This is a genomic window from Streptomyces sp. NPDC001450, assembly GCF_053597295.1.
Genome location: NZ_JBSFHY010000021.1, coordinates 1 through 16,685, shown reverse-complemented (window position 1 = coordinate 16,685; position 16,685 = coordinate 1). Strand labels below are relative to the sequence as shown.

Annotated in this window: 20 protein-coding genes; 14 read left to right on the top strand and 6 right to left on the bottom strand. The window is 69.8% G+C overall.

Annotated features, from left to right (window positions below; translation table 11 throughout):
- Positions 1-60 precede the first annotated feature (60 nt).
- A complete protein-coding gene (locus tag ACWC5O_RS23165) occupies positions 61-489 on the bottom strand; it encodes a GNAT family N-acetyltransferase (protein WP_450585426.1) in 429 nt (142 codons plus the stop codon).
- Positions 490-522: 33 nt separating this feature from the next.
- The gene (locus tag ACWC5O_RS23160; RefSeq protein ID WP_450585428.1) at positions 523-1,413 is read right to left on the bottom strand and encodes an NADP-dependent oxidoreductase; all 891 of its coding nucleotides are present in this window, start codon (positions 1,411-1,413) and stop codon (positions 523-525) included.
- Positions 1,414-1,546: 133 nt separating this feature from the next.
- Here ACWC5O_RS23160 and ACWC5O_RS23155 point away from each other — a divergent pair, with 133 nt between their 5' ends.
- Positions 1,547-1,951 (top strand): winged helix-turn-helix transcriptional regulator, encoded by a 405-nt coding sequence (locus ACWC5O_RS23155; RefSeq protein WP_450585430.1) that lies wholly within the window; start codon positions 1,547-1,549, stop codon positions 1,949-1,951.
- Between the two features lie 104 nt (positions 1,952-2,055).
- A complete protein-coding gene (locus ACWC5O_RS23150) occupies positions 2,056-3,462 on the top strand; it encodes an MFS transporter (RefSeq protein WP_450585431.1) in 1,407 nt (468 codons plus the stop codon).
- Positions 3,463-3,623: 161 nt separating this feature from the next.
- Here the strand turns inward: ACWC5O_RS23150 and ACWC5O_RS23145 are convergent, their stop codons facing one another.
- On the bottom strand, positions 3,624-4,103 hold the full coding sequence (locus ACWC5O_RS23145; RefSeq protein ID WP_450585433.1) for a MarR family winged helix-turn-helix transcriptional regulator: 480 nt from the start codon (positions 4,101-4,103) through the stop codon (positions 3,624-3,626).
- A gap of 54 nt (positions 4,104-4,157) precedes the next feature.
- Positions 4,158-4,622, bottom strand: coding sequence for a hypothetical protein (locus ACWC5O_RS23140; protein ID WP_450585435.1), 465 nt, complete (start codon positions 4,620-4,622; stop codon positions 4,158-4,160).
- 117 nt (positions 4,623-4,739) lie between these two features.
- Here ACWC5O_RS23140 and ACWC5O_RS23135 point away from each other — a divergent pair, with 117 nt between their 5' ends.
- From ACWC5O_RS23135 to ACWC5O_RS23115, 5 genes are all read left to right on the top strand, one after another.
- On the top strand, positions 4,740-5,078 hold the full coding sequence (locus ACWC5O_RS23135; RefSeq protein WP_450585437.1) for a YnfA family protein: 339 nt from the start codon (positions 4,740-4,742) through the stop codon (positions 5,076-5,078).
- 53 nt (positions 5,079-5,131) lie between these two features.
- Positions 5,132-5,905, top strand: coding sequence for an SDR family NAD(P)-dependent oxidoreductase (locus tag ACWC5O_RS23130; RefSeq protein WP_450585439.1), 774 nt, complete (start codon positions 5,132-5,134; stop codon positions 5,903-5,905).
- The gene (locus ACWC5O_RS23125; RefSeq protein WP_450585440.1) at positions 5,905-6,051 is read left to right on the top strand and encodes a hypothetical protein; all 147 of its coding nucleotides are present in this window, start codon (positions 5,905-5,907) and stop codon (positions 6,049-6,051) included. Before ACWC5O_RS23130 ends, ACWC5O_RS23125 begins: the two co-directional genes overlap by 1 nt.
- Before the next feature lie 186 nt (positions 6,052-6,237).
- Positions 6,238-6,639, top strand: coding sequence for a hypothetical protein (locus tag ACWC5O_RS23120; RefSeq protein WP_450585442.1), 402 nt, complete (start codon positions 6,238-6,240; stop codon positions 6,637-6,639).
- Entirely contained in the window at positions 6,522-7,037 is a 516-nt protein-coding gene (locus ACWC5O_RS23115) for an LAGLIDADG family homing endonuclease (protein WP_450781061.1), read from the top strand. The genes ACWC5O_RS23120 and ACWC5O_RS23115 overlap by 118 nt, the downstream gene beginning before the upstream one ends.
- Before the next feature lie 45 nt (positions 7,038-7,082).
- Here the strand turns inward: ACWC5O_RS23115 and ACWC5O_RS23110 are convergent, their stop codons facing one another.
- The gene (locus tag ACWC5O_RS23110; RefSeq protein WP_450585444.1) at positions 7,083-8,276 is read right to left on the bottom strand and encodes an RtcB family protein; all 1,194 of its coding nucleotides are present in this window, start codon (positions 8,274-8,276) and stop codon (positions 7,083-7,085) included.
- A gap of 216 nt (positions 8,277-8,492) precedes the next feature.
- Here ACWC5O_RS23110 and ACWC5O_RS23105 point away from each other — a divergent pair, with 216 nt between their 5' ends.
- The 3 genes from ACWC5O_RS23105 to ACWC5O_RS23095 all read left to right on the top strand — a co-directional run bounded on the left by ACWC5O_RS23105 (position 8,493) and on the right by ACWC5O_RS23095 (position 11,726).
- Positions 8,493-9,326, top strand: a complete 834-nt coding sequence (locus ACWC5O_RS23105; RefSeq protein WP_450585446.1) for a DUF3558 domain-containing protein — start codon at positions 8,493-8,495, stop codon at positions 9,324-9,326.
- Between the two features lie 126 nt (positions 9,327-9,452).
- Positions 9,453-10,334, top strand: coding sequence for a DUF3558 family protein (locus tag ACWC5O_RS23100; protein ID WP_450585448.1), 882 nt, complete (start codon positions 9,453-9,455; stop codon positions 10,332-10,334).
- A gap of 99 nt (positions 10,335-10,433) precedes the next feature.
- A complete protein-coding gene (locus tag ACWC5O_RS23095; protein ID WP_450585450.1) occupies positions 10,434-11,726 on the top strand; it encodes a DUF2637 domain-containing protein in 1,293 nt (430 codons plus the stop codon).
- Positions 11,727-11,827: 101 nt separating this feature from the next.
- Here ACWC5O_RS23095 and ACWC5O_RS23090 read toward each other — a convergent pair whose 3' ends face one another.
- Positions 11,828-12,844 (bottom strand): trypsin-like serine peptidase, encoded by a 1,017-nt coding sequence (locus ACWC5O_RS23090; RefSeq protein WP_450585452.1) that lies wholly within the window; start codon positions 12,842-12,844, stop codon positions 11,828-11,830.
- Positions 12,845-13,263: 419 nt separating this feature from the next.
- Here ACWC5O_RS23090 and ACWC5O_RS23085 point away from each other — a divergent pair, with 419 nt between their 5' ends.
- From ACWC5O_RS23085 to ACWC5O_RS23070, 4 genes are all read left to right on the top strand, one after another.
- Positions 13,264-14,541 (top strand): hypothetical protein, encoded by a 1,278-nt coding sequence (locus ACWC5O_RS23085; RefSeq protein WP_450585453.1) that lies wholly within the window; start codon positions 13,264-13,266, stop codon positions 14,539-14,541.
- Positions 14,542-14,730: 189 nt separating this feature from the next.
- A complete protein-coding gene (locus tag ACWC5O_RS23080; RefSeq protein WP_450585455.1) occupies positions 14,731-15,252 on the top strand; it encodes a SigE family RNA polymerase sigma factor in 522 nt (173 codons plus the stop codon).
- Positions 15,249-15,941, top strand: coding sequence for a hypothetical protein (locus tag ACWC5O_RS23075; RefSeq protein WP_450585456.1), 693 nt, complete (start codon positions 15,249-15,251; stop codon positions 15,939-15,941). Before ACWC5O_RS23080 ends, ACWC5O_RS23075 begins: the two co-directional genes overlap by 4 nt.
- Before the next feature lie 30 nt (positions 15,942-15,971).
- Entirely contained in the window at positions 15,972-16,598 is a 627-nt protein-coding gene (locus ACWC5O_RS23070; RefSeq protein ID WP_450585458.1) for a hypothetical protein, read from the top strand.
- The last annotated feature ends 87 nt before the right edge of the window (positions 16,599-16,685 follow it).

Genomic DNA, 16,685 nt, shown 5'->3' with positions numbered 1-16,685 from the left:
TTGACTGTTCAACTATACCCCTGGAACGGTGGCCCGGTCCGAGCTATTCCCCATGTCCCCCTACAGCGGCTTCACGAAGTGGAAGGCCCCGATCTCCATCCGTTCCCGCAGGTAGAAGCGGTGGGCGGCGGTGCGCTGGGTGCCCGAGTCGAGGTTCAGCTCATGACAGCCGAGCGCCCGGCCGCGCTCCTCCAGGTGTGCGAGGAGCGCCCGGCCGACCCCGCCGGACCGGGCGGCCGGGGCGGTCACCAGGTCGTCGACGTACAGCTGACGCAGCGAGACGGTGTTGACCAGCACCCGCCAGCCGGCCACCCCCACACAGGCCCCGTCCTCGTCGTAGGCGGCGGAGAAGCGCAGCCCCTGCGCGCTCCCCTCCTCGCACACCCGGGCGAACAGCTCCTCGGTGAGATGCGGACGCAGCTCCCGCAGCACGGGCAGCACCCCGGTCCCGAGCCTCGGGTCCCCCGGCTCCAGCTCCATGATCTTCATGCCCGCACCCTAGGGGGCACTCCCCCACCCGCACTACGGGACCAGCACCAGCCGTCCCCGCACTCCGCCCTCGGTCAGCCGCGCGTGCGCCTTCGCGGCCTCCTCCAGGCCGTACGTCTGCGCCACCCGGAGGCTCAGCACCCCTTCGTCCACGAGCCGGGCCAGCTCCGCCAGCCGGGCCCCGTCGGCGCTCACCATCACGGCCGTGGTCCGCACCCCGCGGACGGAGTCGGGCTGCCCGCCGGGCCGGGCGCTGACGAAGACACCCCCGTCGCGCACCCACTCCAGCGCCGGCTCACCGAGCATCGCCGCGTCCAGCACCGCGTCCACGCCGGCCGGGGCGACCCCCTCGGTCGTGAAGTCCGTGGCCCCGAAGGACCGCACCAGCTCCTCGTCGGCCGCCCGGGCCTGCCCGGTCACCGCGATCCCCCGGTGCGCGGCCAGCTGCACGGCGAACCCGCCCACCGCGCCCGCAGCTCCGGTCACCAGCAGCGACGCGCCCGGCGCCAGCTCCATCAGGTCGAGGGCCTGGACGGCGGTCAGCGCGTTCAGCGGCAGGGTGCCGGCGTGCACCGCGTCCACCGTGGCGGGGGCCTTGGCCACCGCGTCCGCCGGTACGACGACGTACTCGGCGTGCGCGCCCAGCGGATCGGCCACGCCCGCCGCCAGGGCCACCACCTGGTCGCCGACCTGCCAGGCCACGGCATCGCCCACCGCGTCCACCGTCCCGGCCACGTCCCAGCCGAGCCCCAGCGTCTTGCCGGTGCCGCCGAAGGCACCGGCCCGCACGGCCAGGTCCACGGGGTTCACCGCACTGGCCGCCACCTTGATCCGCACCTGCCGCGCCCCCGGCTCCGGCACCGCCACATCCACGATCTCCACGGCCTCCGGACCGCCGAACGTCGTCACCACAGCAGCACGCATGTCAACTCTCCCCGATCACAAGGCATTTGATGTACTTCGCGGCAATTTCCCGGCCGCAGCACCAACCCTAGGAGAGCTACTATCCATAGGTAAGTAGTTACCTGAGAGTGCGTAGGGGACCCGGAGGAGAGCCATGGCGACCATGAGTGCAGCCCAGCGGCGCGAGCAGGCCCGTATCGACTACGACGCCTTCCTGGCCGCCTGCCCCACCAACCACCTCCTCGGCAGGCTCAGCGACAAGTGGGTCGGCCTCGTCGTCGCCGCCCTGTCCCCCGGCCCCCTGCGCTACAGCGACATCGGCCGCAAGGTCGCCGGCGTCAGCCCCAAGATGCTCACCCAGACCCTGCGCACCCTGGAGCGCGACGGCATCGTCTCCCGCACGGTCACCCCGTCGGTCCCGGTCCGGGTCGACTACGAACTCACCCCGCTCGGCCGCAGCCTCGCCGGCCTGCTGACCGCGGTGAAGGCGTGGGCGGAGACCCACTTCGAGGAGGTCCGGGAAGCCCGCGAGCGCTACGACGCGGAGAACCCCGCCTGAGCGGGAGACGGGCCTTTTGCCGCCTCGGCAAAAGGGCTGGGGCGCGGCCGGTGTCCGGCCACAGCATGGCCGGACAGACGCTCCCCGAAACCGCGAGGTAGGCCGTGACCGCAATCGCCGCGCCGCACCCTGTCCACCCGCCCCTCCTCAGCGCACGCAGGCGCTGGACGGTGCTGGCCGTCTGCTGTCTGAGCATGTTCCTGGTGGGCCTCGACACCACCATCGTCAACGTGGCCCTGCCCGCCGTGGGCGAGGGCCTGGGCATCGGGACACGGAGCCTCGAATGGACCGTGGACGCGTACACGCTCGTCCTGGCCAGTCTCCTGATCTCCTCCGGCGCGCTGGCGGACCGGCTGGGCCGCCGCCGGGTGTTCCAGTCGGGCCTCGCCGTCTTCGGCGCCGCCTCGCTGCTGTGCGCACTCGCACCGTCGGTGGGTGTGCTCGTCGGGGCCCGCGCGCTGCAGGGAGTGGGCGCCTCGATGCTGAGCCCCGTGGCTCTGGCCATCGTGGTGAACGCGATGCCGGATCCGCGGGAGCGAGCGCAGGCGATCGGCGTCTGGGCAGCGGTCTTCGGGCTCAGCATGGCCGCAGGCCCGGTCACGGGCGGCGCACTCATCGCGGCCTTCGGCTGGCGGTCGGTGTTCTGGATCAACGCACCGGTCATCGTGGCCGCCCTCGTCCTCAGCGCGGTGTTCGTACCGGAATCCCGGGCCGCGCACGGGAGGCGGCGGCTCGACGCCCCGGGTCAGATCCTGCTGACCGTGGTCATCGGGGTCACGGTCGCCGTCCTCATCGAAGGGCCGCGCATCGGCTGGACCTCGCCCGCGGCCCTGGCCGCGTACGCGGTGGCGACCCTGGCCACAGCCGGTTTCGTACGGGTCGAGACCCGTCGGCACGAACCCCTCATGGACCTGCGGCTCTTCCGGCGGCCGGCCTTCAGCGGTGCGGTCCTCGGCGCCGTGGCGGTCTTCGTCGCCCTGAACGTGACCCTGCTGCTCAACACCCTCTACCTGCAGCACACCCGGGGATGGACACCCCTGGCCGCCGGCACCGCAACCCTGCCCATGGCCCTCGGGGCAACCCTCTGCGCACCCCTGTCCGGGCACCTGGTCGGCCGTACCGGACCCCGGCCGCCGCTCCTCCTGGCCGGCGGCCTCATCACCGCGGGCGGTCTCGGCCTGCTCGGGCTCGACCGGCACACGGGCCTGCCGCTGCTCCTGACGGCCTACGCGCTCATCGGCGCCGGATTCGGCTTCGCCAACGCCCCGATCACCAACACCGCGGTGAGCGGACTGCCGCCCGCCCGGGCCGGGGTGGCCGGAGCCATCACCTCCACCGCACGCCAGCTCGGCTCCGCGCTCGGCATCGCGATCGCCGGCGGCCTGGCCGCGGGCACCAGCGCCGCCGGGCTCGCCCACGCGTCCCGGCCGGGCTGGATCACGGTCGCCGCCTGCGGCCTCCTGCTCCTCCTCGTGGCCCAGGCGTCACGCCGACCGAAGGACACCCGCTAGTGCCCCGGCAGGCAGCGTTTGCTCGTCAAGGAGCGGCGTCCGGTGCGTGCTCTCGGCGTGCCGACCGGAAGTCCTCGTACTGGACGTACTTGGGCTTTCGGCCGGTGCGGCGAGAGTGCGTGCCGGGCGTCGCGACGGGGCGACCGTTGCCTGCCGGGGCACTAGCCACGCCCCTCCCGCAACCGGGCGATCTGCTCCCCGCTGAACTCCACCGTCCGCTCCATGTGCCGGACGATCACGGCCAGCTCGGCGTCGTCCAGCTCGTCGAAGATCCGGGACCAGTCACCGGCCAGCGAGTCCCACATCCGCCCGAAGTCGGCGATCTTCTCCGGCACGGTCGCCACCAGCACCCGCCGCCGGTCCGTGTCGTCCCGCTGCCGGACGACGTACCCCGCCCGCTCCAGCCGGTCCACCAGCCGGGTCGCCGAACCGGTCGTCAGCCCCGTCAGCTCCGCGACCCGGCCCGTGGTGACCGGCTCCGCCTCCAGCGTGAGCAGGTTCAGGCACTGCAGGTCGGTGGGGTGCAGCCCGATCCGGTCGGCGACGGCCTGGTTGAACAGGGCGTACGACGCCATGTACCGCCGGGACACCACGGACAGCTCCGCCAGCAGCCTGGACCGCCCGGTCCCGTTCCCGGCCATGCCGCACTCCCCTTCGTCTGCGTGGTGCAGAGATCGTACGACGGTGCGGGCTCCTCAGAAGGCGTACGCGTCCCCGGTGTCGAGGACGAGGACCTTCAGCTGGTCGTTCGAGCGGTCCCGGTCGACCGCACCGCCGTTCCAGGCGGTGTCCACCTCCAGCATGAACTCCGACGGCGCCTCCGCGAGCCGCACGGCCACCGTGATCTGCTCCCCGGTCTCGTCCGCGTCCAGCGCCGCGGTGTCGCACACGACCGTCCGCTCGTCCGCCCGCGCGCACCCGTCCGGCAGCAGCTGCCGCTCGGCGAGCGGCACCGACCAGCGCAGCCGCACACTCGCGCCGGACACGGCCGAGGGCCCGTCGTTGTGCGGACTGACCCGGACCTCCACCTGGTCCCCGCGCATGACGGCGCTCCCGTGGAAGGACAGATCGGCCTCCGGCCCGGCCGCGGCCCCGGCCGGCCCTGCCACACCCGCGGCCACCATCACGGCACCGCACGCACCCAGCACCCATGACCTCATCCGCATGCCACCTCGCCTCAGACCTCGTCCCGTATGCCGTACCGATGTATGCCACGCGAGCCGGCCGTCAGGCGCCCTCCATCAGGTGACACCACACCCGCGTGCGAATCTGCCTCCATGTCGATCCTCCGCTCCGCCGCCCTCTTCGTCGTCGCCGCACTGTTCGAGATCGGCGGCGCCTGGCTGGTCTGGCAGGGCGTGCGCGAGCACCGCGGCTGGCTGTGGATGACCGGCGGGGTCCTCGCCCTGGGCGCCTACGGTTTCGTCGCCACCTTCCAGCCGGACGCGCACTTCGGCCGCATCCTGGCCGCGTACGGCGGGATCTTCGTGGCCGGTTCGATCCTGTGGGGCGTGGTCGCCGACGGCTTCCGGCCCGACCGCTGGGACATCACCGGGGCCCTCATCTGCCTCGCCGGCATGGCGGTGATCATGTGGGCCCCGAGAAGCGGCGCCTGAACCTCGAATACGCTGGACGGAGCGCCGACCCTTCTCTCTTCCAGGAGCAGCCCATGGCCCCCGCCCCGCTTGCAGCGTCCCGCATCGCCGTCATCACGGGTGCGAGCAGCGGCATCGGCGCCGCCACGGCCCGGCAGCTCGCCGAGGCCGGCTACCGCGTCGTCCTCACGGCCCGCCGCGTGGACCGGATCGAGGCGCTGGCGAAGGAGATCAACGCGGCCGGCCACTCGGCGACGGCCTACCAGCTGGACGTGACGGACCGCGCGGCGGTCGACGAGTTCGCCACGGCCTTCGAGACGATCGGTGTGCTGGTCAACAACGCCGGCGGGGCCCTGGGCGCGGACCCGGTGGCCACCGGCGACCCGGCCGACTGGCGCACGATGTACGAGACGAACGTCCTCGGCACCCTGAACCTCACGCAGGCCCTGCTCCCCAAGCTGGAGGCGAGCGGCGACGGAGTGGTGGTCGTGGTGTCCTCCACGGCGGGCCACGGCACCTACGAGGGCGGCGGAGGCTACGTGGCCGCCAAGCACGGCGCGCACGTCCTCGCCGAGACCCTGCGCCTGGAGATCGTCGGCCTGCCGGTCCGGGTGATCGAGATCGCCCCCGGCATGGTCAAGACGGAAGGGTTCGCGCTGACCCGCTTCGGCGGCGACGCGGAGAAGGCGGCCAAGGTCTACCAGGGCGTGGCCGAGCCCCTCACCGCCGACGACGTGGCCGAGACGATCACCTGGGCGGTCACCCGCCCCAGCCACGTCAACGTGGACCTCCTGGTCCTGCGCCCCCGCGCCCAGGCCTCCAACACCAAGGTGCACCGGGAGCTGTGATGGCGGACGACGACTCGCTCGAAAAGCGCCGCCTGGCCCAGGAGACGAAGAACGAACGCCAGGTCTGGTACTTCCTGGCCTACTTCCTCTTCGGCATCCACTTCGTGGCGTTCGTGATGATCTACGCGGTGCGCCACGCGAAGTGAGCCACGAGTAACTCACAAGGGCGAACCTCATCGATCACCCGATCGTCGACAGAACAGTCACTCTAGGCTCACGCCACAACATCAATGCGACGGCCCTCGGCAGGGATGCAGCCCAGCCGAGGGCCTGACCAGCATGGAAGTGGAGGCTTCCCTGTGGCTGCATGCGAGCCTAATGCCCACCGGTTCATGGACCTCACGGTCCCCGAGTACGCGTACATGTTTGGCTTCTTGCAGGCGGACGGGCATCTCAAGCAAGGGCCGGGACAGAAAGGCCGGTTGAGCGTCGAGATCAGCGCCCGGGACATCGGCCTTCTGCGCAAGTTCCAGAAGCTGACGCCGTACTACAGCAGCGTCACCCAGCGCACGCGGTCCACGAACTTCACCGAGATCCACACTTCCGCCACCTGGAGTTTGTGCTCACTCGAAGCCAGGACGACCCTCAACGAACTCGGCCTGCCTTACGGCCGTAAATCACAGACGATCGCCCCGCCGCGCGGCCGGTCTCGCAGCGCGACCACCTCCGGGGACTCATCGACGCAGACGGCTCAGTCGGCTTTACGGGAAAGGGATTTCCCTTCGTCTCCCTGACCACGGCCAGCGCAGCCGTCGCCTCCCACCTGTGTCAGTACGCACAGGAGGCAACCGGAGCCGAGCGGAGTATCAAGCGGAACACCCGAGACAGCATCTACAACATCTTGTACGTAATGGAGGTGGCCCAGCGTCTTGCAGCCGACCTCTACTACCCCGGCTGCCTGTCTCTGGACCGCAAGAGCGCTGCCGCCGACACTCTAGCCGCCTGGGTGCGCCCCACCGGGATGAGGGCAGCGCACACGCAGCGACGCTGGAATGAGCAGGAGGATCGGATCCTGCTGCAGATCAACCGCCCAACGGCGGCCGCCGAGGCACTCGGCAGGACAGTCCAGAGCTGCAATCTCCGCCTGTGGCGCCTGCGCACGGGCCAAGTCCCAAGGCCCAGCGAGCAGTAACCGAACGAGGAGAGGCCTCCCGGCGGTAAAGCCGGGGGCCTCGCGTCAGCCCTTCACACAGACGACCTGCTTCAGCTTCGCCACGACCTCCACGAGATCCCGCTGCTGGTCGATGACCTGGTCGATCGACTTGTAGGCGCCCGGGATCTCGTCCACGACACCGGAGTCCTTACGGCACTCCACGCCCCGGGTCTGATCCTCCAGGTCCTTGGTCGAGAAGCGCCGCTTGGCCGCGTTACGGCTCATCCGCCGACCCGCGCCGTGCGAGGCCGAGTTGAAGGACTTCTCGTTCCCGAGGCCCTTGACGATGTACGAGCCCGTGCCCATCGAGCCCGGGATGATCCCGTAGTCGCCGGAGCCGGCCCGGATCGCGCCCTTGCGGGTGACCAGCAGGTCCATCCCCTCGTACCGCTCCTCCGCCACGTAGTTGTGGTGGCAGGAGATCTCCGGCTCGAAGGTCGGCTTCGCCTTCTTGAACTCCTTGCGGATCACGTCCTTCAGGAGCGCCATCATGATCGTGCGGTTGTACTTGGCGTACTCCTGCGCCCAGAACAGGTCGTTGCGGTAAGCCGCCATCTGCGGGGTGTCCGAGACGAACACCGCGAGGTCGCGGTCGACCAGGCCCTGGTTGTGCGGGAGCTTCTGGGCCACGCCGATGTGGTGCTCGGCGAGTTCCTTGCCGATGTTCCTGGATCCGGAGTGGAGCATGAGCCACACCGAACCGGATGTATCGACACATATCTCAACAAAATGGTTCCCCCCGCCGAGAGATCCCATTTGCGCAACCGCCCGCTCCCGCCGGAACTTCACCGCCTCGGCAACCCCGTCAAACCGCCCCCAGAACTCGCCCCACCCGGCAGTAGCCAGCCCATGGAACTGTCCCGGCTCAACGGGAGCCTCGTGCATCCCCCGCCCCACCGGAATCGCCTGCTCGATCTTCGACCGCAGCCGCGACAGATCCCCCGGCAGGTCGTTGGCGGTCAGCGACGTCTTCACCGCCGACATCCCGCAGCCGATGTCCACGCCCACCGCGGCAGGGCACACCGCGCCCTGCATGGCGATGACCGACCCGACCGTCGCGCCCTTTCCGAAGTGCACGTCCGGCATCACGGCCAGGCCCTTGATCCAGGGCAGGGTGGCGACGTTCTGGAGCTGGCGCAGGGCCACGTCCTCCACCGTCGCGGGGTCCGTCCACAGCCGGATCGGTACCTTCGCGCCCGGCATCTCCACGTACGACATGACGTTCCTCAATTCCCCCGACAACAGATCAATTGGCTTAAAAGCAACAAAACGCAAATGCGACGCCAAGATCTATGAAAAGGGACAAGGGACCGGCGTCCACGGCAGTGCGTGCGATACACATTGTGTCCAGGGAGCGCCCCGCTGCGGCAAGCGATTAACCAGCGGGGACACTGGACCACCGAGCGAGTACACACCGTCGAGAGGAGACCGACCGTGCAGCGGAAGGCGTACGTAACCGGCACCGCCGCCCTCCTCGCGGCACTGCTGGCCGGCTGCACGAGCGGCTCCGGCGGCGACAGCCCTACGGACAACGCCAACCCCGGCGACGCCGGTACGGCGACGGTCGCGGCCCAGCCCGGCAAGTACCGCACCCTCCCCGAGCCGTGCGGCGTGATCGACCACGACACCCTCGACTCGCTGCTGCCCGGCATCAAGCAGCTCACCGACCCCGATCAGCGGGACAAGGCGTACCAGGGCGAGGCCACGCTCACCTACAACACCGACCGCAAGGTCGGCTGCCACTGGAAGGTGGAGTCCGCCGACGCCACCGACCGCCTCTCCGTCGACTTCGAGCGCGTGGTCTCGTACGACAACGCGGTCAGCGACGACGACCAGGCGCAGAAGCTGTTCCAGGAGAAGGAGACGGCCGCCGACCTGCCCGAGTCGAGCTCCGCCACCTCCTCCCCCTCCTCCCCCTCCTCCTCCGCCACCACCACCGCCACGGCCACGCCCACCCCTACGGCCACCGCGAGCGACGACGCGTCCCCCTCCGCCACGGAGACCTCCCCGGACGCCACTCCGGCCGATCTCCAGCCCCGCGTGCTGTCCGACCTCGGTGACGAGGCGTATCTGGACGACCAGCTGGGCAGCTCCGGTTCGACCGCCGAACCGCGGACGGTCACTGTGGTGTTCCGCACGTCCAACGTCGTCGTCACCATCGAGTACGAGGAGCAGCCGACGGCCACCGGAACGGTGCCGGACAGCAAGGAAATGCAGGACAGGGCCCGTGATCTGGCCTCCCAACTGGCCGACGCGCTGGGCGGCTGACCCCCGCCGAAGTCCCTTCCGCCGCCACCCGCAAAGCGCGCGAACGGAAACCGCGCAGCTCCTTCACCGCGTACGGTGGCCCCGCAGGAACCCGCACGAACACCGAGCGTCACGAGTGAAGGAACCATGCAGCGAGCAGCCCAGCGAGACGTCCGTGCCCGAGACCAGCGCGCCAAGCGCCTGCGCCGTGCTCTTGTCTGCGCGGCAGCCGTTCCCGCGGTCCTGATCACCGCCGCCTGCTCCTCGGACAGCGGCGACTCCAAGGACAAGAGCGGCGCCGACGCCCAGCAGACCGCGAGCAGCGGCTCCACGCAGCAGCCCTCGGCGAGCGCGTCCCCGACCGTGCAGGCGGCCGCGTACAAGAAGCTTCCCGAGCCGTGCGCGGTGCTGTCGAAGGACACCCTGGCCGATCTGGTACCGAAGGGCACCAAGTCGGGCAAGGAGGGCACCTCCGACGACGCCGCCACCCGCTCCTCCTGCTCCTGGAGCAGCCTGGACAACAACGGCACCAAGGGCTCGCAGTTCCGCTGGCTCAACGTCTCCCTGCTGCGCTTCGACTCGGACGCGGGCCGCGGCTCCGGCGACAAGCAGGCGCACACGTACTTCGCCCAGCAGGTCAGCGACGCGCAGAGCGTGTCCGGCGCCAAGAACACCAAGGCGCAGCCGGTCGCGGGGACGGGCACCGAGGCGACGGCGGTGCGCTACGACCTGAAGAAGAAGGAGGGCGCCTTCAAGCAGCAGACGGTGGTCGCCCGGGTCGAGAACGTGGTCATCACGCTCGACTACAACGGCGCCGGTCTCGCGGGCGAGAAGACGCCGGACGCGGACGAACTGACCAAGGCGGCGGAGAAGGCCGTCAAGGAGGCGCTCGCGGCGGTCTCGGCCGCCAACAGTGAAGGTTCCAAGGGCAGTTCCTCCACGAAGCCCTCGTCTTCGCCCTCCAGGTCGGCGTCCAAGCCCTCCTCCTCCAGCGCATCTCCGTCCAAGTCGGCCGCCAAGAAGAACTGACCGGCCTCACGTTCGTCGCACGCGTATGCCACTCTGTTGCGCGCAACAACACGCAAGGGGAGGGGAGTACGAGTGGCCGCGCCAATGCAGCTGACTCGGATGCACCGGATACTCATCGGCGTGGTCGTCTCCGGCGCGTTGATCATCGCCGGCATCGGCTTCGCCGGTTCGTACGCGGCCGTCCGTGAGCTGGCCATCAAAAAGGGCTTCGGGAACTTCTCCTACGTCTTCCCGATCGGTATCGACGCGGGCATCTGTGTCCTACTCGCCCTTGACCTGCTGCTGACCTGGATCCGCATCCCGTTCCCGCTCCTGCGTCAGACGGCCTGGCTCCTGACGGCGGCGACCATCGCCTTCAACGGCGCCGCCGCCTGGCCGGACCCGCTGGGCGTGGGCATGCACGCGGTGATCCCGATCCTGTTCGTGGTCGCCGTCGAGGCGGCCCGGCACGCGATCGGCCGCATCGCCGACATCACGGCCGACAAGCACATGGAGGGCGTCCGCCTCACCCGCTGGCTCCTCTCCCCGGTCCCGACCTTCCTCCTCTGGCGCCGCATGAAGCTGTGGGAGCTGCGCTCCTACGACCAGGTCATCAAGCTCGAACAGGAACGTCTCGTCTACCAGGCGAGGCTGCACGCCCGCTTCGGCCGAGCCTGGCGCCGCAAGGCCCCGGTGGAGTCGCTGATGCCCCTGAGGCTGGCCCGGTACGGCGTGCCTCTGGCGGAGACGGCTCCGGCGGGGCTTGCGGCGGCGGGCATCGAGCCGGCGCTGCTGCCGCCGACCCCGCAGCCCCAGCTGGCCGCGGCCGGTGCGCAGCCGGCGAACGGCCCGCAGCTCGCGGCCGATGCCGTAGCTGTGGGCAATCGGGCCGCCGGGGCGGCACAGATGGGCGCGGCGGCACCTCCCGGCGAGCAGCGCCCCCTGCTCCCCCACCAGCGCACCGCGGAGCCGGAGAACGTCCCGGACGAAGAGAGCCCCTGGTTCCAGACCCCGCGCGAGGTCGACTACCACGGCGGCTACGACCCCGCCTTCAACCCGGCCCCGGACCCTCAGTACGTTCCCGAGGAACAGTACGAGGAGTGGTACGAGGAACAGCCCCAGGAGCAGTTCCAGCAGCCCTCGTCGGAGGACACCGGCAGTTTCCCCATCCCCGTGGGCCCGAACCGCACCCGTGAACTGGGTGAGGGCGGCGGCCCGCCGGAGCCGGACGAGGAGGCCTTCTACCAGGTCTTCCGCCAGTCGATCGACGGCAGCTACCCCACCGCCGGACAGTTCCGCGGTGACGTGGAGGCGACGTACGGCATCTCGCTGCCGCAGCGCGAAGCCGAACGCATGGTCAACCGGTTCACCAACCGCCACACGGCGGAACTGCAGGACGACCACATCGCATAGCGACGACCACATCGCGTGGAAGGCGCCCGGTGTCGAAAAGCACCGGGCGCCTTCCTCTGCGTGGAGACGGCCTTTGATCCCGACGCTTCGCCACCGGTCCGTCACTGCGGGCAGGGCAGCACCCCGGGCCGGGCGGGCGGGGTGCCGGCCACGGCCGCGTCGTACAGACGCCGGATGTCGGAGCCGAAGTACGGGCTGTAGGAGATGTCGGCGGTGGGCCCGCCGGTCTTCCAACCGCCGATGCTCCCGACCACGTCGCCCCTCCCGGTGTGCGTGTTGAAGTTCGCCAGGAACGGGCCGCCACTGGTTCCCGACCGGTAGTCGTCGCAGGCGATCCGCAGGTACGAGCCGGGCGTGCCGTCGGTCGGCGTGAACTTCCTCGTGGAGTTGGTGCAGGTCAGAGGTTGCCGGTCCGTGCCCGGATAGCCGATCAGCCTGACTCGGGGAAACGCGTAACCGCGCTCGGTGACAAGGTTGTTGCCGCCCACGACGTCCTGCACCCGCTTGCCGTCGCTGCGCGCTCCGAGCCGTGCGAACGCCACGTCCCACGGCGCGCCCTTCGTGTGCCCGCGGTCGTAGTAGCGCTTGTCGATCCAGACCTGGCTGCGCCCTCTGGAGTCGGTGTCGACCGGGAAGATCCCATGCGGTCGGGGCCTGGCCGCGGTCCACTGCGGCACGAACGCCAGGGAACCGGTCCCGGCCCTCGCGTCCAGGCAATGGCCCGCGGTCAGCACGATGTTGTGGTGCGCGCTGTTGATCACACTCGCGGTGCAGAAGTAGGAGCCGCTGCCCCGCTGCACATACATCCGCCCGATCATCGGCAGCCCGCCGAAGTGCGAACTCCCCGGGCCGACCCCGGCACGCTGTGACGAGGACCTTCCCGAGTTCGGAGACGTGGCATCGGCCGGCGCCGGGCGCCCGTCGTCCGGAAGCGGCTTCGCCTCGGCCATGCGCCGGTCGGTCCAGAACCGCTGCGCCGCCGCGGCGGTCCAGCGGGGCGCCTCCACGTGCCCGGAAGGCGACGGGTCCGCGGCACTGGCCGTGCCTACGACACCCGACGTCGAGACCAGGAAGGCGATCGCTCCGGCGGCCCTGCGTAACGCTATATGGCGCTTCATTTGGTGCACTCCCCCAGTGGGCTGTCGGACAGGACGAGCCGACGATAGGGGGTCATCACTCGAGAGTCGAACTATTTACTTTTACCTTCCATTTGCCTTTAGTATGCAAGGGCCAGATTGACGCCCCGAGCACCCAACCCAGATAGTTTCGATATAAACCATTTCGCCGACAAGAGGGCCCCGGCTCGGATTTCGGCGACTTCGACCTGACGCCACATCATGCGTCTGACCTGCAAAGAAGGTGATCACCCGGAGCGGCTCACCGAAATTCCATGAATCGCCTCTTCCGCTTTTGCATCCCCCTCCCGCACGCAAGATTGGCTCGAAATAATTCCCTTGACGAAGATCCTGCTCTGAGTTTCGATGGCGATCGACCGTATCGTCACACGGGGAAATTCACTTCTTTCAGGGGGATTCGCATGCCTAGTTCCCGTACCAAGCTGCTCACGCTCACTACCGCCTCGGCATTAGCTGCGTTGCTCGCCGTCACCGTAACGCCGGCTGCCGAGGCCAACGACGGACAGCGAGCCACCACCACCGACGCCGCGCTCCTCGCTCACGCCAAGAAGGTCGCACCGCTGAACGCCGTCGCCAACGCCCTCGGCGACCAGGGCCGTGGCGCGTTCGCCGACACCTACAGCGACCAGCACGTCGACGAGGACGGCGGCTTCGTCACCCTCTACGCCACCGACAGCGCCCGGGCCACGAAGCTGATCGCCGCCGCCAAGCACGCCCACCCGACGATCAACACCGCGCTGATACGCGTTCAGCACGCCGATTTCAGCAGGAAGGTGCTGGACCGGGAGATCGACAAGATCTTCCCGCTGGGCGCCGTCAAGGACGCCTCGAAGGAGGTGTACTTGGGCGCCTCGCCCAAGGCCGACGGCTCCGGCATCACCGTCGAGGTCAAGCCGAGCGCGCTGCGCCGGGTCAAGGCACAGGGCAACCGGCTGGACGGCATCCCCGTCACCTACGTATCCGGCAAGATCAAGACGGCGGCCTCCTGGCGCTGGAACGACTCCCGTCCGCAGATCGGCGGCGACGCCATCATCGGCAACGCCCGCACGCCCGGCTATGTCCATCACTGCACTTCCGGCATCGCCGCCGAGAACTCGCACGGACGCGACTACCTCATCACCGCCGCCCACTGCTACCCCAACGGCGCGGGAGTCTACGGTGAGGGCGCGCGCACCGGCGACTGGGACGCCGGCACCAAGGGCCACTACCTCGGCAAGATCAGCAGCACCAAGGACGGGTGGGACGCCCAGCTCATCGACAGCGGCCTCTACAACGGCAGGGGCTTCAACTCGGACGAGGCCGACAAGCCCACCGGCAAGTGGTACGCCGTCAACAACTACGCCTATTCCTACAACGGACAGACGGTCTGCCAGGACGGCGCCCGCTCGTACTACGACGGCAAGGGTGTCCCCTGCGGCATCAAGACCACCAGCGACGACTACAGGTACACCATCCAGTGGGATGACGGCTCAACCCACCGCATACGGGGTGTCCAGGGCCGCGGGTCCTACACCCTCACCCAGGGCGACTCCGGTGGCCTTGTCTTCACGGTCAACGACAGGACCCACCGCCAGGCGCGCGGAATCGTCTCCGCCAACCGCGGTACGCGGGAGATGTACTGGACGGAGGCCTCTGACATCCTCCGCAATTTCCACCTGAAGCTGAACCCTCACCAGTAACCCGGCACCACCGCGAGGGGCACCACGGAGCTACCACCCGGAGCCCGTGGTGCCCCTCACGCGTGCGTACGGCTCCCCGTGCGGGACCGCCCACGACCGCCCCGTCGAACCCGTCGAATTCATCGGCCGCAAGGCCCCAACCGGACGGGGGAGTTGTTCGTGATACCGGGTGAGGGGATCGGAGGGAACGTGGCCGAATGGTCAAGGCTGCTGTCCGAGCTGGCGCAGGAGCGCGGCGCGGAGCTGAACCGGTACGGCTTCCTGCTGTGCGGCGATCGCGCGGAGGCCGCCGACCTGGTTCAGGAGGCACTGGTACGGGTCTTCTCCCGGCCCCGCCGTGCGTGGGAACTGGGGGAGGCGGAGGCATACGTGCGTCGCACAATGCTCAACCGCTACCTGGACCTGCACCGGCGCCGCACCCGTTGGATCCGCGCGCTTCCACGGCTCGTGTCCTCGGAGCCGGTCGCCGACCACAGCACGGACGTCCTGCACCGGGTCGACCTCATGGACGCCCTGCGCGGACTGTCGCCGAGACAGCGGGCGTGCGTGGTGCTCCGTTACTACGAGGACATGTCCACCGCGGGCATCGCGGCGCAGCTCGGCTGCGGTGAGGGGACGGTCAAGCGTCATCTGAGCGACGCGCTGGCTCGGCTGGGCGCCCAACTGCGGCCACCACAGCATCACGTCGCGGAGGAAAGGCTGGAGACATGAAGCCCGAGGACCTGCGCGAACAGTTGCTGGCCGCCGCGCACCGCACACCGCCACCGGAGATCGACACCGAGCTCGTCCGGACCCGGGTGCGCCGGCGCAGGCGCGCCCGCTACACCGCCGTGGCCGGGGCAGGCCTGGCCGTGGCCGCCGCGGTGGTGCTGAACACGCTGCCGTCCGCCTCCACACCGGAGACCAAGACACCGGCGGACTCCTCGATCAGGCAGCCCTCGGCGGCGAGTAGCGCGGCTCCGGAACTCCCTGACCACACCTGCGGCGCGAGAATCCCGGCGAGTAACGGCCGCGGAGCCGTGACCGTACGCATCTCCGATGTGCGCGCGGCCCCGGACGGATCCCCGCGGGTCAGCTACACGGTGACCGCGACCACCCGCGCCGTCCTGTCCGGTGAGCCGCGGATCCTCGTCCTGAAGGACGGCCGGGTCGTGGCCGGTCAGGATCCCTCCGGACCGGCATCCGAGAACACCGCGCACCAGGTAACCCTCACCCCCGACCGTCCGCACCGCACCCGGCTCGCGCCCGTGCCGGGCCGTCCCTGCGCGGGAACCACCTGGAGCTCGGTGTGGAGGGGCGGCTACGAAGTGGCCGTCGTCCTCGCTGCCCAGCAGACCGTGTCCTCCGGTACCCGGGCCCCTGATTCATTGATCGTCGCCCGTGCCCCGCTGTCCGAATGAACGGCCTCTCGACATCTCATGGAGCAACTCATGCGCCGCGCCCTGCTGCCCGCCGTCCCCGTCCTGCTGCTCGCCCTCGCCGGATGCGGGGGGAATTCCGACGCGGTGACCGGTCATCCGGCCGACCCCGCCCCGACCACCACGACCCCGCCAGTGAAACTTCAGGATCGCTCCCTGCCCTGCGACAGCACCATCGCACCTCCAGTCCGCGTCAGCAGCCCCGATGAATCACTGCAGCTGAACGTCACGTCCCTGCGGCGCCAAGGCTCCACGCTGCGAACCACCTACAAGATCAGCTCCCACGACCGGACAAAGGCACTCCTCCTGCCGATCGTCGACGTCCCGCCCACGGCTCTCCTGCTCAAGCACGGCGTCATCGCCGGCCGCCAGAAGCCCGCCGCCGACACCGGTCCGGTCAACGGGGCGGCCCTCGCGTACCCCGTCGGTAAGCGCCCCTACGTCAAGACCCTGACGCTCGACAGCCTCTGCCCCGGCACCACATGGTCCGACGTGGACAAGCACCCCAGCGACTACCAGGTCGTTGTCGTCATGTCGGTCCAGCCGGATGGCCCGCCCTCCGACAAGCAGCCCGCTGACGGTGTCCACAAGTTGCCGCTCCTCGAAGCCACCCGCGACATCGCCACGAGGAGCCAGTGAACGCGTAGGAGGAGGGGGCGCCCGGTGCACCCGGACCCTCTCCCACCCCTCCACGGTACGCCCCAACACGCGTCCCCCGCACCGGAA

What these genes read in the sequence shown, in the direction of transcription:
- ACWC5O_RS23140 (WP_450585435.1), bottom strand. Translation starts at nt 4,622, where the DNA reads ATGAGGTCATGGGTGCTGGGTGCGTGCGGTGCCGTGATGGTGGCCGCG.
- ACWC5O_RS23120 (WP_450585442.1), top strand. Translation starts at nt 6,238, where the DNA reads ATGGACCTCACGGTCCCCGAGTACGCGTACATGTTTGGCTTCTTGCAG.
- ACWC5O_RS23070 (WP_450585458.1), top strand. Translation starts at nt 15,972, where the DNA reads ATGCGCCGCGCCCTGCTGCCCGCCGTCCCCGTCCTGCTGCTCGCCCTC.
- ACWC5O_RS23095 (WP_450585450.1), top strand. Translation starts at nt 10,434, where the DNA reads ATGCACCGGATACTCATCGGCGTGGTCGTCTCCGGCGCGTTGATCATC.
- ACWC5O_RS23125 (WP_450585440.1), top strand. Translation starts at nt 5,905, where the DNA reads ATGGCGGACGACGACTCGCTCGAAAAGCGCCGCCTGGCCCAGGAGACG.
- ACWC5O_RS23100 (WP_450585448.1), top strand. Translation starts at nt 9,453, where the DNA reads ATGCAGCGAGCAGCCCAGCGAGACGTCCGTGCCCGAGACCAGCGCGCC.
- ACWC5O_RS23085 (WP_450585453.1), top strand. Translation starts at nt 13,264, where the DNA reads ATGCCTAGTTCCCGTACCAAGCTGCTCACGCTCACTACCGCCTCGGCA.
- ACWC5O_RS23090 (WP_450585452.1), bottom strand. Translation starts at nt 12,844, where the DNA reads ATGAAGCGCCATATAGCGTTACGCAGGGCCGCCGGAGCGATCGCCTTC.
- ACWC5O_RS23160 (WP_450585428.1), bottom strand. Translation starts at nt 1,413, where the DNA reads ATGCGTGCTGCTGTGGTGACGACGTTCGGCGGTCCGGAGGCCGTGGAG.
- ACWC5O_RS23135 (WP_450585437.1), top strand. Translation starts at nt 4,740, where the DNA reads ATGTCGATCCTCCGCTCCGCCGCCCTCTTCGTCGTCGCCGCACTGTTC.
- ACWC5O_RS23145 (WP_450585433.1), bottom strand. Translation starts at nt 4,103, where the DNA reads ATGGCCGGGAACGGGACCGGGCGGTCCAGGCTGCTGGCGGAGCTGTCC.
- ACWC5O_RS23165 (WP_450585426.1), bottom strand. Translation starts at nt 489, where the DNA reads ATGAAGATCATGGAGCTGGAGCCGGGGGACCCGAGGCTCGGGACCGGG.
- ACWC5O_RS23155 (WP_450585430.1), top strand. Translation starts at nt 1,547, where the DNA reads ATGGCGACCATGAGTGCAGCCCAGCGGCGCGAGCAGGCCCGTATCGAC.
- ACWC5O_RS23075 (WP_450585456.1), top strand. Translation starts at nt 15,249, where the DNA reads ATGAAGCCCGAGGACCTGCGCGAACAGTTGCTGGCCGCCGCGCACCGC.
- ACWC5O_RS23110 (WP_450585444.1), bottom strand. Translation starts at nt 8,276, where the DNA reads ATGTCGTACGTGGAGATGCCGGGCGCGAAGGTACCGATCCGGCTGTGG.
- ACWC5O_RS23130 (WP_450585439.1), top strand. Translation starts at nt 5,132, where the DNA reads ATGGCCCCCGCCCCGCTTGCAGCGTCCCGCATCGCCGTCATCACGGGT.